General features: G+C 62.0%; 13 protein-coding genes. 10 read left to right on the forward strand and 3 right to left on the reverse strand.

Annotation, left to right across the window (positions count from 1 at the left end; translation table 11 throughout):
* The first annotated feature begins 75 nt into the window (after positions 1–75).
* The 4 genes from HY067_13645 to parC all read left to right on the forward strand — a co-directional run bounded on the left by HY067_13645 (position 76) and on the right by parC (position 7,016).
* The gene (locus HY067_13645; GenBank protein ID MBI3528998.1) at positions 76–1,026 is read left to right on the forward strand and encodes a LysR family transcriptional regulator; all 951 of its coding nucleotides are present in this window, start codon (positions 76–78) and stop codon (positions 1,024–1,026) included.
* Positions 1,027–1,213: 187 nt separating this feature from the next.
* On the forward strand, positions 1,214–3,202 hold the full coding sequence (locus HY067_13650; GenBank protein MBI3528999.1) for a type IIA DNA topoisomerase subunit B: 1,989 nt from the start codon (positions 1,214–1,216) through the stop codon (positions 3,200–3,202).
* A gap of 223 nt (positions 3,203–3,425) precedes the next feature.
* Positions 3,426–4,529 carry a GGDEF domain-containing protein gene (locus HY067_13655; protein MBI3529000.1) on the forward strand — a complete coding sequence of 368 codons (1,104 nt, stop codon included), beginning with the start codon at positions 3,426–3,428 and terminating at the stop codon, positions 4,527–4,529.
* 72 nt (positions 4,530–4,601) lie between these two features.
* Positions 4,602–7,016: a DNA topoisomerase IV subunit A gene (parC, locus tag HY067_13660; GenBank protein ID MBI3529001.1), complete on the forward strand. Its 2,415-nt coding sequence runs from the start codon at positions 4,602–4,604 to the stop codon at positions 7,014–7,016.
* 1 nt (position 7,017) lies between these two features.
* Here parC and HY067_13665 read toward each other — a convergent pair whose 3' ends face one another.
* Positions 7,018–7,992, reverse strand: a complete 975-nt coding sequence (locus HY067_13665) for an MOSC domain-containing protein (GenBank protein MBI3529002.1) — start codon at positions 7,990–7,992, stop codon at positions 7,018–7,020.
* Between the two features lie 178 nt (positions 7,993–8,170).
* Here HY067_13665 and cysK point away from each other — a divergent pair, with 178 nt between their 5' ends.
* Positions 8,171–9,091 (forward strand): cysteine synthase A, encoded by a 921-nt coding sequence (gene cysK / locus HY067_13670; protein MBI3529003.1) that lies wholly within the window; start codon positions 8,171–8,173, stop codon positions 9,089–9,091.
* Positions 9,092–9,321: 230 nt separating this feature from the next.
* Here cysK and HY067_13675 read toward each other — a convergent pair whose 3' ends face one another.
* Together HY067_13675 and HY067_13680 are read right to left on the reverse strand one after the other, a co-directional pair.
* Positions 9,322–10,821, reverse strand: coding sequence for an ABC transporter permease subunit (locus tag HY067_13675; GenBank protein MBI3529004.1), 1,500 nt, complete (start codon positions 10,819–10,821; stop codon positions 9,322–9,324).
* A gap of 5 nt (positions 10,822–10,826) precedes the next feature.
* A complete protein-coding gene (locus tag HY067_13680; GenBank protein ID MBI3529005.1) occupies positions 10,827–11,576 on the reverse strand; it encodes an ATP-binding cassette domain-containing protein in 750 nt (249 codons plus the stop codon).
* 221 nt (positions 11,577–11,797) lie between these two features.
* Between HY067_13680 and HY067_13685 the strand changes: the two genes are divergently transcribed.
* The 5 genes from HY067_13685 to HY067_13705 all read left to right on the forward strand — a co-directional run bounded on the left by HY067_13685 (position 11,798) and on the right by HY067_13705 (position 14,842).
* A complete protein-coding gene (locus tag HY067_13685) occupies positions 11,798–12,229 on the forward strand; it encodes an NfeD family protein (protein MBI3529006.1) in 432 nt (143 codons plus the stop codon).
* 80 nt (positions 12,230–12,309) lie between these two features.
* Complete coding sequence (locus HY067_13690; GenBank protein ID MBI3529007.1) at positions 12,310–13,269, forward strand: paraslipin; 960 nt, start codon at positions 12,310–12,312, stop codon at positions 13,267–13,269.
* A gap of 152 nt (positions 13,270–13,421) precedes the next feature.
* Entirely contained in the window at positions 13,422–13,649 is a 228-nt protein-coding gene (locus HY067_13695; GenBank protein ID MBI3529008.1) for a DUF1902 domain-containing protein, read from the forward strand.
* Between the two features lie 85 nt (positions 13,650–13,734).
* A complete protein-coding gene (locus HY067_13700; GenBank protein ID MBI3529009.1) occupies positions 13,735–14,004 on the forward strand; it encodes a DUF2442 domain-containing protein in 270 nt (89 codons plus the stop codon).
* A gap of 139 nt (positions 14,005–14,143) precedes the next feature.
* Entirely contained in the window at positions 14,144–14,842 is a 699-nt protein-coding gene (locus HY067_13705) for an OmpA family protein (protein ID MBI3529010.1), read from the forward strand.
* Positions 14,843–14,928: the final 86 nt, after the last annotated feature.

The following is a 14,928-nucleotide window of genomic DNA, read 5'->3' on the forward strand; positions in this document are numbered from 1 at the left end:
TCTTATGCTCTGTGAACAACTAGACATCAAAATTGAATAGGATTTATGCAAATAAAGTGATAACTTGTCTGCCCTATGGACAGGCTCTATCAGATGCGGTTATTTGTCCGGGTCGTCGAAACCGGCAGCTTCTCGGCCGTCGCTCGCGAACTGGGCACAATCCAGCCCACCATCAGCAAGCAACTCACTGCTTTGGAAGACAATTTGGGTGTGCGGTTGCTCAATCGCACGACCCGTCAGCTGAGTACGACCGAGGCCGGCCGCAAGTATTACGACCGTTGCCGCCACATCCTTGATGAAATCACCGATCTCGAAGGTAGCCTGACCGAGCTGCAAAACAGTCCAACCGGCCTGTTACGGGTCAATGCACCGGTCGCGTTCGGGCAGCTCTATATGTTGCCGCTGGTATTTCGCTTTCGGCGGCTTTACCCCGGGCTCTCGGTCGACCTGACGCTAAACGACCGCTACGTGGACTTGGTGCAGGAAGGCATCGACGTTGCCATCCGGTTCGGCGAACTGGCCGATTCCCAGGTCGTCGCCAGGAATATCGGCAGGGTCATGCGCGTTTGCGTAGCCAGTCCGGCCTACCTGCGCGCCAGGGGCATTCCCAAGTCCCCGGACGACCTCACTTCTCACAATTGCATTACCTATAACTACCTGTTCACGAACGAATGGCAGTTCGGAGGTCCTAAAGGTCTGACGACGCTGCGCGTGGCCGGCGATTTCCGCGCCAACAGTGCGCTGACCATTCGCTCGGCTGCGCTCGAAGGTATCGGCATCGCCAACATGCCCGGCGTGTTCGTGCAGCAGGACCTCGACAACGGCAGCCTCGTGAGAGTGCTGGCCGACTATGCGCCGCCGCCGGTTGAAATCCATGCGCTCTATCCTTCCGCACGCTTTCTCGCGGGCAAGGTCAGATTGTTTCTCGACTTCGTGCGCGACGAATTCCTTCAAATCCCGTCGTTGCAGGTTCCGGTCGACAAACCGAAGCGAGTGCCGCGCATACGCGCGAAAGTGGCGGGTTGATCGGCGCGCGGCTTAGAATACACGCCGTGCTGTGCGCCGCACCTGCGTATCGATCCGGGTTGGCGGACGCATTGTAAAAGGGTACTCCGACGTGCTGCGCACGTAGGGTATCCGCGTTCGCATCCGTTGAAACAAAACAATTTTCTTGTCCGACCGTGCTGTCGCACGGCCTGTCCTGAAGGAATTCATGGCAAAAAAACCCAACGCCTACACCGCAGAGGACATCGAGATCCTCGAGGATCTGTCGCCGATTCTGCATCGCCCCGGGATGTATACCGACCCGGTAAACCCGAACCACGCGCTAGTCGAAATCATCGACAACGCCGCGGACGAAGGCCTGGCGGGATTCGCGAAGAATGTTGCAGTGGCGCTCTACGAAGACGGTTCGGCGGAAGTCAGCGACGACGGGCGCGGCATTCCGGTGGACATCCATCCGAAGAAGAAAGTGCCGGCCGTGCAAGTCATCTTCACCACGCTGCATTCCGGCGGCAAGTTCCGCAAGACCGACAAGGACGCCGCGTATCGGATCGCCGGCGGTCTGCACGGCGTCGGCGTGTGCGTGCCCAATGCGCTCTCGACGCGGCTCGAAGTCGAAGTCAAACGCGACGGCGAGAAAAATCGCATCGTGTTCGCTGACAACGGCAAGGTAAAAGAGCCGCTGAAGAAAATCGGCGCAGTGGGTCCGCGCGATACCGGCACGCGCGTGCGCTTCTGGCCGGATCCGAAATATTTCGACGCGTCCAAGATCGTCGCCGCTGACATTGCCGCGCTGCTGCGTGCCAAGGCCATGCTGCTGCCCGGCGTGAAATTCTCTCTGGGGATCGAGAAGAACAAGAAATTCGAAATCCAGACCTGGCATTTTCCGGAAGGCATCAAGGGCTACTTCGCATCTGCAATGGAAGACCAGGAGCCGGTCGCCGAACCTTTTCTGGGTGAGCGCTACGTCGCCGCGCAATCCGAATCCGACAATTTCGCCGAGGGTGAAGGCGCGATGTGGGCCATCGCCTGGACGCCGGACGGCGAACTGGTCACCGAGTCCTACGTCAACATGATTCCCACCCGCGTCGGCGGTACGCATGTCGCCGGCCTGCGCGAAGGCGTCTACAACGCGATCAAGAACTTCATCGACCTGCACGCGATGGGCCAGCGCGGATTGAAAGTCGTCCCCGAGGATGTATGGTCGCGCACTTCATATGTGCTCGCGGTGAAAATGCTCGACCCGCAGTTCAAGGGGCAGGTGAAGAACGAACTGATCTCGCGCGACGCGGTCAAGCTCACCGCGCAGATGGTGCGCGATCCCTTCGAGCTCTGGCTCAACCAGCACGTCGACGAAGGCAAGCGCATCGCCGAGCTCGTCATCAGCCAGGCCAATGCACGCACGCGCGCCGCGCAGAAAGTCGAGCGGCGCAAGCAGTCCGGCGTGGCCGTGCTGCCGGGCAAGCTGACCGACTGCGCGTCGGAAGATCCGGATCGCAACGAATTGTTCATCGTCGAAGGCGATTCCGCCGGAGGCTCGGCGAAGCAGGCGCGCGACAAGGAATTTCAGGCGGTGCTGCCGCTCAAGGGCAAGCCCAAGAACACCTGGCAGGACAGCGCCGATACGCTGTATGCCAACAAGGAAATCGAAGCGATCGCCCTGGCGATCGGCGTGGACCACCACAAGGTTGGCGACAACGCGGACCTCTCCGGCCTGCGCTACCGCAAGGTCATCATCCTCGCCGATGCGGATGTCGACGGCGCGCACATCCAGGTATTGCTGCTGACGCTGTTCTTCCGGCATTTTCCGAAGCTGATCGACCGCGGCAACGTTTACGTCGCACAGCCCCCCCTGTTCCGCATCGACGTGCCGTCGCAGGGCAAAGGCAAGCCCGCGCGAAAACTCTATGCGCTCGACAAGCAGGAACTCGACGGCATCGAGGAAAAACTCGAGGACGAAGGCTTCAAGCCGAATTCGTGGACTGTCAGCCGCTTCAAGGGCCTCGGCGAAATGAATCCCGAGCAGCTCTGGGAAACCACGCTCAATCCCGATACGCGCCGCATGCTGCCGGTCTCGCTTGACGACGGCGCCAACATCTCGGTGGACATCTTCAACATGATGATGGCGCGCGAAAACGCGTCCCAGCGCCGCGAATGGATGGAAACCTACGGTAATCTGGTGGAAGCCGATATATCGTGAAACGATATATCTCCGGGTACCTCTCAAGGGGTATGGAAAAGTATGCCGCGTTCTGAGAGAAAGACAGACCTGATTTTCAACGATTACACCCTGGGCTCCCACCCCGCCTTTTCGGCGAAGAGGGCTGGGATGGCGCTGGATTTACATGTCAGACCGGCTCGATTTTCTGGAGGATGTTGCGGCAGCGGCGCGCCCCGGCGGTGGGACGAACTGCGTCTGACCGATGCTGGGTCGCCTCTTCATTCCGAGTCGAGATCCGCAGCAGGCCCATCGCATTCGCCGGTTTTTGATGGGCGTGGGCGCTTCGGTCCTCGTCATTGCACTCCTGTTCGTTTCTCATCTTCTCGACGTACTGACCTTGCGTGCGTTTGTAAACGCCGCGCTGCTGATCCTTGCCTGCGTGTTCGTGTTTTATGCCGCTTTTCGCAGCGGCATGAATCTGCGCTTCCGCGATCCGAGCCTGACCGTTTTGCAGATCCTGTGTTCCTCGCTGGTGATCCTGTATGTGCTGTACGAGTCGGAAAGCGGACACGGGGTTCTGACGCTCATTTACATGGTGTCCTTTCTGTTCGGCGTCTTTCGCCTCGACACGCGCCAACTCCTGTCACTTACGGTCTTTGTCGCCTTGTCCTATGCGCTCATCATCGTCCTGCAATGGCATCCAGGGGCAGACCTGGACGAGTTCAAGCGCAAGCTGCTGAATTGGATTGTGCTGACCGCCGTTCTGACGTTTTTCTCCATCATGGGCGGCTACCTCAGCCGGTTGCGAAAGCAGCTTGCCGAGAGCAAGGTTCGGCTGGAAGAAGCGTTGCGGCGCATCGAACATCTGGCCGCCAGAGATGAACTCACCGGCGTATTCAACCGCAGGAGCCTGGTCGACGTGATGACCCAGCAGAAAAGCCGCGCCGACCGGTACGGCACGACATTCTCGGTATTGATTGCGGACATCGACTTCTTCAAGCGCGTCAACGATACGCACGGCCACCAGGCCGGCGACGCCGTGCTGAAAAAATTTGCGGAGGCGGCCGCCGCTTGCCTGCGCAGCACCGATGTCTTCGGCCGCTACGGGGGCGAGGAGTTTCTGGCGGTCCTGGATCAAACGTCGCTTGCCGGCGTCCCGGTCGTGGCCGAGCGGCTCTGTGCGGCGGCGCGCCAACTCAATCTGGACGAAGTGGCTCGCGGATTCCGGGTCAGCGTTTCCGCCGGCGGTGCGGAGTACATAAGGCCGGAGGATTGGAAGGCGACAGTCGCACGCGCAGATCAAGCCCTCTATCGCGCCAAAGAAGGAGGGCGCGACCGTTTCGAATTGAATATTGCACAGTCGTAATAGGGTGATTGGCGACTGGTAACCACTGCATAGTCCCCTCTCAGCACACAGCACTCAGCACTTAGGAATCGAATGGCGGACCAACGCGATTTATTCGGCAACGGCGGTACCGCCGTCGCCGAGAAGAAAAAGAAAACCAGGGAAGCGCCACCCTCGGCGAGCGGTGGCGACGGCGGTGGGCTGCCGCCGCATTTCGCGCCGCTGTCGGGCGAACTCGGCGATTCTCTGCCGCTGGGCAAGTACGCCTCCACGCAATACCTGCAGTACGCGATCGCCACGGTGAAGGATCGCGCGTTGCCGCGCGTCGGCGATGGGCAGAAGCCGGTGCAGGGCCGCATTCTCTATTCGATGTGGACCAGCAATACCCGCTCCGGCACCAAGCGCACGAAATCCGCGGCGGTGGTCGGCGATGTGTTGGGGAAACTGCATCCACACGGCGACCAGTCGGTGTACGACGCGCTGGTGCGCCTGGCGCAGAACTTCACCATGCGCTATCCGTTGATCGACGGCGAAGGCAACTTCGGTTCGCGCGACGGCGACGAAGCGGCGGCCTATCGCTACACGGAAGCGCGGCTGACGAAGTTCGCGGAAGTGCTGCTGTCGGAAATCGATCAGGGCACGGTGGATTTCATCCCGAACTACGACGGCACGCGCGAAGAGCCGAAGATATTGCCGGCTCGCCTGCCGGTGGTGTTGCTCAACGGCGCATCCGGCATCGCGGTCGGCATGGCCACCGAAATTCCCAGCCACAATTTGAATGAAGTCGCCGCCGCGGCGATCGCGATGATCCGCGACCCTGAGATCAACGTCAGCGGTCTGATGAAGCACATCAAGGGGCCGGATTTCCCGGGCGGTGCGCAGATCATCACGCCGCGCGCGGAACTCAAGGAGGCGTATACGACCGGCCGCGGTGCGGTGCGGGTGCGCGCGCGCTGGAGCATCGAGCGCCTGGCGCGCGGTCAGTGGCAGATGGTGGTGTACGAACTGCCGCCCGGCACCTCGGCGAAGAAGGTGCTGGAAGAAATCGACGCGATCACCAATCCGCAGAACAAGCCGGGCAAGAAGTCGCTCACACCGGAGCAGACGCGCGAGAAGCAGTTGATGCTGTCGATGCTCGACAAGGCACGCGACGAATCAGATCGCACGCACCCGGTCCGGCTGGTGTTCGAACCGAAGACGTCGAAAGTCGACGAAACGGAATTCATCAATCTGCTGCTGGCGAAGACGAGCCTCGAAACCAACGTCCCGATCAACCTGGTGATGGTCGGGCTGGATGGCCGGCCGACCGGAAAGAATCTTCGCGACGTCATCTCGGAGTGGATTCGATTCCGTTTCGAAACGGTGACCCGGCGTACTAAACACCGCCTCGCACAGGTGCTCGACCGCATCCACCTGCTCGAAGGCCGCATGATCGTGCTGCTGAACGTGGACAAGGTCATCAGGATCATCCGCAACGCGGACGATCCGAAGGTTGAGCTGATCAAGGCGTTCAAGTTGTCCGAGCGGCAAGCCGACGACATTCTCGACATCCGCCTGCGGCAACTGGCCAAGCTCGAGCACATCAAGATCGAGCAGGAGCTCAAGGATCTGCAGAAGGAACAGAAAGGCCTCGAGAAAATCCTCAAGGACCCGAAGGCGCTGGCCCAACTGGTGATCTCGGAGATCGAGGAAGATGTCAAGACCTTCGGCGACAAGCGCCGCACCCGCATCGAGGAATCGGAAAAGGCCGTGATCGAAACGCCGATCATCGACGAGCCGGTTACGGTGATCTTCTCGAAGAAGGGCTGGGTGCGCGCGCGCCAGGGTTGGGAAGTCGATCCCGCGTCGCTGTCGTTCAAGGAAGGCGACAGCCTGATGTCGCTGATCAAATGCCGTACCGTGGATCCGGCGATCTTCCTGGATTCCAAGGGCAGGGCCTACACCGTCGAGGCGGCGCAACTGCCGCCGGCGCGCGGCGACGGCGTACCGGCATCTTCGCTGGTGGAAGTGCAGGACGGCGCGCACATCCTCTATTGCCTCAGCGGCAAACCGGAAACGAAAGCGCTGGTGGCTTCGACGGCGGGCTACGGCTTCCTGTCGACCGTCGGCGACATGATCTCCAACCGCAAGGCCGGCCGCGAATTCATGACCGTGGACGAAGGCCACACGCCGCTCCCGCCTTTCATTTACGAAGAGGCAAAGGGCAACTACGTGGCGGCATTGTCCGAGAACGGTCGTCTGCTGCTGTTCGCCATCGACGAACTGAAAGCGCTTGCCAAGGGCCGCGGCATGATCGTCATGGGACTGGACGATGGCGAGAAGCTGTTCGCCGTCGTGGTCTCCGACCGGCCGAAGCTGGTCGTCAAGGGTGTGATCCGCGGCGGCAGGGAAAAAGAGTTCACCCTGGAAAAGGACAAGCTCGCCCACCATGTTCTCAAGCGCGCGCGCATGGGACGGGTGGTGCCGGGCGTGGTGAAGTCGACTGCGCTGATCGTGCCCGCTTCCTGAGTCAGGGCCGCGGGCGGTGCTCGCTTGCGGGGACGCAAGCTTCTTTGCCGGCGCCGCAATCCGGGCAGCGCCAGTTGCCGGGCAGGTCATACGTGCCGGACCACGCTGCGTTCAGCGTACGCGGATCGAACAGGTAGTAGCAGGCACTGCAAATCAGTCCCTGCGCGGCCTTGCCGCTGGCATTTGCAACGTCGCCCGGCGTTTCCCGGCTTGCTCCGCCGTCCGATCCAATCTCGACCGCGTCGCCTTCGCGCAGCAATCCCGGCGCGGCGATCCGCAGATACACACCGAGATCCTTGTGGCCGAATTCGGCGCGCAGCTTGCCGGGCACATCGCGGTCGCGCACCCCGGTTTGTGGATTGACGTTGGTGGCCGCGCAGCGCCCGTTGCGCTGCTCGACGCGGGCGAGCACGCTGCCGAGCTTCACAGCCCTGCCTATCCATTCCAGCTCTTCGAAGGGCGCGGCGCCGTCGATGTAGATGTTGGCGCGGAAGCGCAGCGGGTCGAGCGCCTGTCCCCAGCGGTTTTCCAGCTCGCGCACGCTGGCGAGGTTGATCAGCGAAACATATTTTTCCGCCTTGTCCGTGAACTGATGGCCGTCCGCCTCGACCAGCCGCGGTGCCGCGGTCAGGCGCTTGGGCAGGAAATCGAGGAAGAACCGGCCGAGTGCAGCCCGGTCGGTCGGACTGCCCAGCGAGAACACCCGTTCATGCCCATCTGGAGTGCGGATACTGAGCTGTTCACCCTCCGCCGAATAACGGGTGCGCAGGCCGGCGGCCTGTTCGTGCAGCATCAGCATCACGAAGTTCGCCTTCGGCAGCCAGACCGGCGCCGCCGGATCGAAACCGGCTTCCGTGCGCAGCAGGGCGTACCTGCGGTCCAGCGGAAATCCGGCTCCGGCGGCAAGCTGCACGGAAGACAGTTGCTCGGGGCTGAGGCCCTTGACCGGGTAACGATAGAGACTCGCGACTTTCATGGTTCGGCTCTGTCCGGGTTGTTGTCGGGGGGCGCAAAGTTTGCGGAATGCACGTATCGTGCCGGTCCTGGCGCGGCAAGTCATCGAGGCGGAGTGCACGGTGCTTGCCGGCCAAATTGAAGGTGGCGCATGCTCCCCTTTTTCCTTCGCAACGCCACATTTTCACCGGAAGACGCCAATGAAAGCAGACAACATTCTAGCGACCATCGGAAACACCCCGCACATCCGCATCAACCGGCTGTTCGGTGCGGGACAGAACGTCTGGATCAAGTCCGAGCGCGCCAACCCCGGCGGCTCGATCAAGGACCGCATCGCGCTGGGGATGGTGGAAGACGCGGAGAAGAGCGGCAAGCTCAAGCCCGGCGCCACGATCATCGAGCCCACCTCGGGCAACACCGGCATCGGCCTCGCGATCGTCGGTGCAGTGAAGGGTTACCCTGTCATTTTCGTCATGCCCGACAGCATGTCGGTCGAGCGCCGCCGCCTGATGCTCGCCTATGGCGCCAGGTTCGAACTCACGCCGCGCGAGAAGGGCATGAACGGCTCGATCGCGCGCGCGCAGGAACTCGTCGCGCAGACACCGGGCGCCTGGATGCCGCAGCAGTTCGACAATCCCGCAAACATCGAAGCGCATGCGCGCACCACGGCGCAGGAGATTCTCATGGATTTTCCGCAGGGGCTCGATGTACTCATCACCGGCGTGGGCACGGGCGGGCACATCACCGGCTGTGCGCAGGTGCTGAAGAAGGCCTGGCCGAAACTGAAAGTGTTCGCCGTCGAGCCCACGGCCTCGCCCGTGATCTCGGGCGGCAAACATACGCCGCACCCCCTTCAGGGCATCGGCGCGGGCTTCATTCCGAAGAACCTCGACACCAGCTTGCTCGATGGCACGATCCTGGTCGAAGCGGAAGCCGCGAAGGAGATGGCACGCCGTTCGGCGCGCGAAGAGGGGATGCTGATCGGGCTATCTTCCGGCGCCACGCTGGCCGCCATCGCGCAGAAACTCCCGGAGTTGCCGAAAGGGGCGAGCGTGATCGGCTTCAACTACGACACCGGCGAACGCTATCTGTCGGTCGAGGGTTTCCTGCCTGCGCAGTAATTCCTGACATAAAAATCGCTAACCGCAAAGGCGCAAAGGCGCAAAGACGCAAAGGAAACGCAAAGGAAAACTGAAGATAGAGAAATTCAGGGTTTCTCGTAGAAATGGATACTGAATCGATTGACCGTACCACTTCAGCCAACCAACCTCGATAAATCTCTCCTCGCCTTCCTTTGCGTTTCCTTTGCGTCTTTGCGCCTTTGCGCCTTTGCGGTTCAGGGTTAGATAGCCTAAACAGAGGCGGAAGCCGCTTCGTCGCGAAGGCCGGCCGGCATCAGCCAGCGGTCGAGCAGTTCGAATGCGCCGTGCACCAGTAACGCCAATGCCGCTGCCGGCACTGCGCCGGCAAGCAAGGCCGCGTTGTCGTTGAGTGCGAGTCCCTGCGCGATGCGTTCCCCGAAGCCGCCGGCGCCGATGAAGGCCGCGATGGTCGCGGTGCCGACATTGATCACGGCGGACGTCTTCACGCCCGCGAGAATGGCGCGCGAGGCCAGCGGCAATTCGATCACCCGCAGCCGGTATCCCGGCGGCAGCCCGAGTGCGACCGCCGATTCGCGCAGGTCCGGCGCGATATCCGCCAGGCCGGCATAGGTGTTGCGCACGATCGGCAGCAGCGCATACAGGAACAGCGCTGCGAGCGCCGGCAGGGTGCCGATCTTCCCGAACAGCGGGATCAGGAAAGCGAACAGCGCCAGTGAAGGCACCGTCTGGATCACGCCGACCGTCGACAGTACCCATTGCCGCGCAGCCGGCACGCGGTAGGCCAGGATGCCAAGCGGAATGCCGATCGCGATGGCGACGAAGAGCGAAGCCGCCACCAGCATCCCATGCTCGAAGGCGAGCCGCCCGAAATCCGGCGCGAACAGGCGCGCAAGAAAACCGCCGCCTTGCGCGTGCGCCTGCCGGTCGCCGAGAAATCCTTTCGCCACGTCATTGAAGCTCCTGCCGTTCAATTCCGCCTCGGCGTTGAGCCCGATCATGCGGCGCTCGTCGAATGCGCCGCGCAGGGATGACAGGGCCGCCCAGATGCGCGGCAGCCGTTGCGGCAGGTCCGCCCGGTAGAGCAGCACGGCGTCGTAGATTGGGAAGAACAGCTTGTCGTCTTTCAAAACGCGCAGGCTGTAGCGGCCGATCTTTGCATCGGTGGTGTAGGCGTCGATGACCTCGACCTGCGCCGCGGCAATGGCCTCGTAGGCGAGGCCGTGGTCGAGGCCGCGCGGGGTCGCCTGAGGCAGGGCGTACGCCCTCTTCAGGCCCGGCCAGCCGTCGGCGCGGCCGATGAATTCCTGTGAAAAGCCCAACACGATGTCCGGGTGCGCGGCGAGGTCGGAGATGGAGCGCACGCCGAGCGCCTGCGCGCGATCTTCGCGCATCGCCAGCGCATAGGTGTTGTTGAAGCCGAGCGGCACGCCGACGCTCAAGCCCAGCGGCTGCAGCGCGCGGTTCAGTCCGTCGAGGTCGAGCGCTTGCGCACTCTTCAGGATTTCGCGCTCGATGGTGCCGGTGTATTCCGGGTAGACATCGATCTCGCCGTTCTTCAGCGCGGCGTAGACGATGCCGGTGTTGCCGAGCCCGGGCCGGTGCACGGATTGCGCTTCACCGGCGCGCTGCGCGGTCAGGGTGATGATCTCGCCGAGGATGTACGACTCCGTGAAGCGCTTCGAGCCCACAGTGAGCGTGTCTGCAGAAAATGCGCCGCTGCAGAGGGTCAATGCGATGGCGGCAAGCAGCGCTTTCAAGCTGGGCTCCCCAGGCGGTCGAGCGGGGAGCGCTGCGCCGAGATGAACTCGGTGACATACGGATCGGCCGGGCGCTTCAGCAGGTCGTCGAGCGTGCCGCGCTGGACGATCTCTCCCTCGCGAAACAGGATCAGTTCACCGGCAAAATGCGCCGCTTCGCCCATGTCGTGAGTGACCATTACCACGGTCTTGCCGAGCCGCGCGAAGATGGTCTTCAGCTCCTGCTGCAGGCCGCGTCGTGTGACCGGATCGAGTGCGCCGAGCGGCTCGTCGAGGAGCAGCAGCGCGGGGTCGAGCATCAGTGCGCGCATCAGCGCCACGCGCTGGCGCTGCCCGCCGGAGAGTTCCCGGGGATAGCGGGCGAGCAGAGTGGGCGACAAGGCAACCAGGTCGCAGAGTTCGTCGAGCCGCTTCCTGATTTCTGCTTCCGGGCGCTTGAGGTAGCGGCCGGCCAGTGCGACATTGGCCTCGACGCTCAGGTGCGGGAACAGTCCGCCCTCCTGAATCACGTAACCCATACGCAGGCGCAGGGCCTGGGCGTTGCCGGGCTGCAGCGCCTCGCCGTCGAAGACCACGTGGCCGCTGTCCGGCGCGATCAATCCGGCGATGAGCCTGAGCAGCGTCGATTTGCCGCAGCCACTGGGGCCGATCAGAACCGAAGTGCTGCCGTCCGCGAAGCCGAGCGAGAGCGGCGCAAGTGCGAAACGCGGGCTCAACGTCTTGGCGACATCTTCGAGGCGTATCATCGGGTCCGGTGGAGTGTATGCCCGGGCCCGGAGGCGGGCAAGGCACGCTAGGAATCGCTTGGGTGCGTGCTCGACCCCGGAATGAATGAAGGCGGCATAATATGGGCATCGGCATCCGATCTGAAGCTGTCGTGGTGATATCGTCAGTTGTGGTGGCGGAAGCCGCGCTAGTATTCGACTAACGGCGTCGGTCCGAAGTGCATTTCGAGGAGACAAACAATATGCAACCCGCACTGGCCTGGCTTCTGGTCGGCCTCATGCTCGTGGTGGTCGAACTGATGACCGGCACCTTCTATTTGCTGATCATCGGCATCGCCGCCGGGATCGGATCGCTGATCGCCTTCCTTGGTCAGCCCTTCTGGATGCAAACCCTGATTGCCGCGATCGCGGCGTTCGGCGGCGGCGTTCTCGTCCACCGCTACCACCGCGCGGCGAATGCCGGTTCACCGAAGGACAGCGCAAACGACATCGGCCAGACGGTGACGATCGAAAGCTGGGTAAGCGAACCCCAGCGGCTTGCGCGCGTGCGCTATCGCGGCTCGGTCTGGGATGCGGACGTCCTCGGCAACGATCGCGTCGAACCGGATGCACGGCTTTACGTCGTGGCGACGGAAGGCAGCCGTCTCAAGGTGTCTTCGGTCCGTCCCGCCTGACGGGAAATAAAAACACAAACAGGAGAATTCCCATGATTCCAAAACTCATCGTCGCCGTGGTCCTTTCGGCCATGATCTTCATGTATCCGCCGACGCAAGGCTATGCGGTGCCGTTCTTCATCATCGCCGTCGCGGTGGTGTTCGTCATCGAGGGCGTGCAGGTGGTGCCGCAGCAGAACGCCTGGGTGGTGGAGCGTCTCGGCAAGTTCAACACCATCCTCGAGCCGGGGCTCACATTCATCGTGCCGTTCATCGACCGCGTCGCCTACCGGCACTCGCTCAAGGAAGTGCCGCTCGACGTGCCCGAACAGGTCTGCATCACCAAGGACAACACCCAGCTCTCCGTGGACGGGATCATCTACTTCCAGGTGACCGATCCGCGGCTGGCGAGCTACGGCACGTCGAACTACGTGTTCGCCATCACCCAGCTCGCGCAAACCACGCTGCGCAGCGAAGTCGGCAAGATGGAACTGGACAAGACCTTCGAAAGCCGCGACGAAATGAACAAACAAGTGGTGTCCGTGCTCGATGAAGCCGGCCGCACCTGGGGCGTGAAAGTGCTGCGCTACGAGATCAAGAACCTGACGCCGCCGGAAGCGATCCTGCGTTCGATGCAGGCGCAGATCACCGCGGAGCGGGAAAAGCGCGCGCTGATCGCCAAGTCCGAAGGCCAGCGCCAGCAGGAGATCAACTTAGCCGACGGCGAGAAGCAAGCGAAGATCCTTTCCTCCGAAGGCGACAAGACCGCCGCGATCAACAAGGCGCAGGGCGAAGCCGGCGCCATCAAGATGATCGCCGAAGCGCAGGCGGAAGCGGTGCGCGTGGTCGGCGAGGCGATGGGCAGCGACGGCGGGCAGCGTGCGGCGAACCTGAAAGTCGCGGAGGCTTACGTCGGCGCATTCAGGGATCTGGCGAAGGCGGGCAACACGCTGATCATTCCTTCCAACTTATCCGATGCGGCGAGCTTTGTGGCGAGCGCGATGACGGTGCTGGATCGGGCAAAGGTGGGGGCGGATGCGCAGAAGGGAGCAAAGGCTTAGGGGCTAGGGACTAGGAACGGCAAAGGCTTGAGGGAATCAGTGCGTCAAGTTGTAGGCTCACTGACGAGAGAATAGACTTGTGCCACCGAGCTCATTGGATCGAGCCGATCCACCAATCGCTCCGCATAAATTTGGCCGAAGGAGATTGTGACATGGAATACGTGATCAACTTGCATATCGAACGCCTTCCCGAGGGCGTCTATCTCGCCACGAGCGATGAAGTGCAGGGGCTGGTTGCCCAGGGACGCACGATTCAGGAAACCCTGGAAATCGCGTGCGATGTCGCGAAGAAGTTGCTGGAGTCACAGGGGGACGGGGTTTCTCCAAAGCTGTCGCCGGCACGCGAAACCTTCGATTACCCGCTGGTCGTGGGAGTTTGATGGGACGACTTGGCGGATTTCGCTATCGCGAAGTCGTCAGGAGACTGAAGACGTTCGGATTCGAGTTTTATGATGGAAAGTTATCATGAGTTCCACCGCCGCTGAATTCGAGGTGCTCGCCTCGCGAGCATGGGTAGATCGCCGCACGGTTTTCGTTGAGTTGACGGACGGACGGCAGCTCGGTTTTCCCGCCGACCGCTTCGATCGCCTGAGCCAGGCGACCGACGAACAGTTGCAGAAAGTCACGTTGCGCCTCAACGGCTTTGCATTGCGCTGGGACGAGCTTGATGAGGACATAACGGTTCGCGGTGTTCTCGAAGGCAGGTTTCAGCGTGCCTTGCCAACGGCAGCGTGATCGGCATGACAGCAAAAGGAATCGGGCAAATCACGATTGTCGAAGCCAAAGGCCCCGATCCTCTTCCAATCCACGTCCCGCCCGAACTGGCAACGCATTAAGACATGCGTTTGCCGTACTTGCCATTGGCGGTAAAAGATTGAACGGCTTGATCGGCAACTCGATGGGGACGACTATGCACACTGCAGGCCGTTTTGGGCCACGTAATCGGGTGATGCGTGGCGGACTCGTTCTCGGCGTGATGGGGCTCGCGCTTCTCGGCGCGTGCGCGCAGCAGCCGCCCCGTAACATCGGACCCAACGTCACGGTGGTGGTCCTGCCCAAGCCGCCCGACGGTCACGTCGGCGCGGTCATGGTGCGGCCCCTCGACGGGGGCAAGCCGGTGCTTTTGAACAAGCCCTACGTCGAGGCCAGCCTTCGCGATACCAAAACGGTGCGGACGTCGCCCATCGACCCAAAAAAAGTGAATGAAGTGTTTGGCAAAACATTGGCGGCGCTGCCCGCGCAGCCCACGTCGTTCCTGGTTTATTTCGTGGAGGGGACGGACGAACTCAACCCCGACGCCAAGCGCGCAATCGACGGCGTAGTCGCCGAGATCGCTAGGCGGCCCTCGCCGGAGATCGCCGTCGTCGGCCATACCGATTTCGTCGGCACCGATCAATACAACGACACGCTCTCCCTGCAGCGCGCCCTCAGGGTACGGGACCTGCTGGTTCGGCGCGGCATCCCGGCAAAAATTATTCAGGCCGCCGCGCGCGGAAAGCGCGAACCTCTGATTCCAACTTCCGAAGCCAAGGCCGAACGTCGCAACCGGCGGGTGGAAATTATTGTGCGTTGATCAATTCATGCAAGAAACAAGACCTCTCGCCAGCTCGCCTGCTGACCCCTCGCCTGCTGTCCAGGAGGATGGAGACTTCATATTGT

Source organism: Betaproteobacteria bacterium, from assembly GCA_016194905.1.
Taxonomy (GTDB): Bacteria; Pseudomonadota; Gammaproteobacteria; order Burkholderiales; family JACQAP01; genus JACQAP01.

Bases quoted from the DNA above. Each gene is read 5' to 3' on its own strand.
- HY067_13645 (MBI3528998.1), top strand. From the start codon at position 76: ATGGACAGGCTCTATCAGATGCGGTTATTTGTCCGGGTCGTCGAAACC.
- HY067_13680 (MBI3529005.1), bottom strand. From the start codon at position 11,576: ATGATACGCCTCGAAGATGTCGCCAAGACGTTGAGCCCGCGTTTCGCA.
- HY067_13650 (MBI3528999.1), top strand. From the start codon at position 1,214: ATGGCAAAAAAACCCAACGCCTACACCGCAGAGGACATCGAGATCCTC.
- parC (MBI3529001.1), top strand. From the start codon at position 4,602: ATGGCGGACCAACGCGATTTATTCGGCAACGGCGGTACCGCCGTCGCC.
- HY067_13690 (MBI3529007.1), top strand. From the start codon at position 12,310: ATGTATCCGCCGACGCAAGGCTATGCGGTGCCGTTCTTCATCATCGCC.
- HY067_13700 (MBI3529009.1), top strand. From the start codon at position 13,735: ATGAGTTCCACCGCCGCTGAATTCGAGGTGCTCGCCTCGCGAGCATGG.
- HY067_13655 (MBI3529000.1), top strand. From the start codon at position 3,426: ATGCTGGGTCGCCTCTTCATTCCGAGTCGAGATCCGCAGCAGGCCCAT.
- HY067_13695 (MBI3529008.1), top strand. From the start codon at position 13,422: ATGGAATACGTGATCAACTTGCATATCGAACGCCTTCCCGAGGGCGTC.
- HY067_13685 (MBI3529006.1), top strand. From the start codon at position 11,798: ATGCAACCCGCACTGGCCTGGCTTCTGGTCGGCCTCATGCTCGTGGTG.
- HY067_13665 (MBI3529002.1), bottom strand. From the start codon at position 7,992: ATGAAAGTCGCGAGTCTCTATCGTTACCCGGTCAAGGGCCTCAGCCCC.
- cysK (MBI3529003.1), top strand. From the start codon at position 8,171: ATGAAAGCAGACAACATTCTAGCGACCATCGGAAACACCCCGCACATC.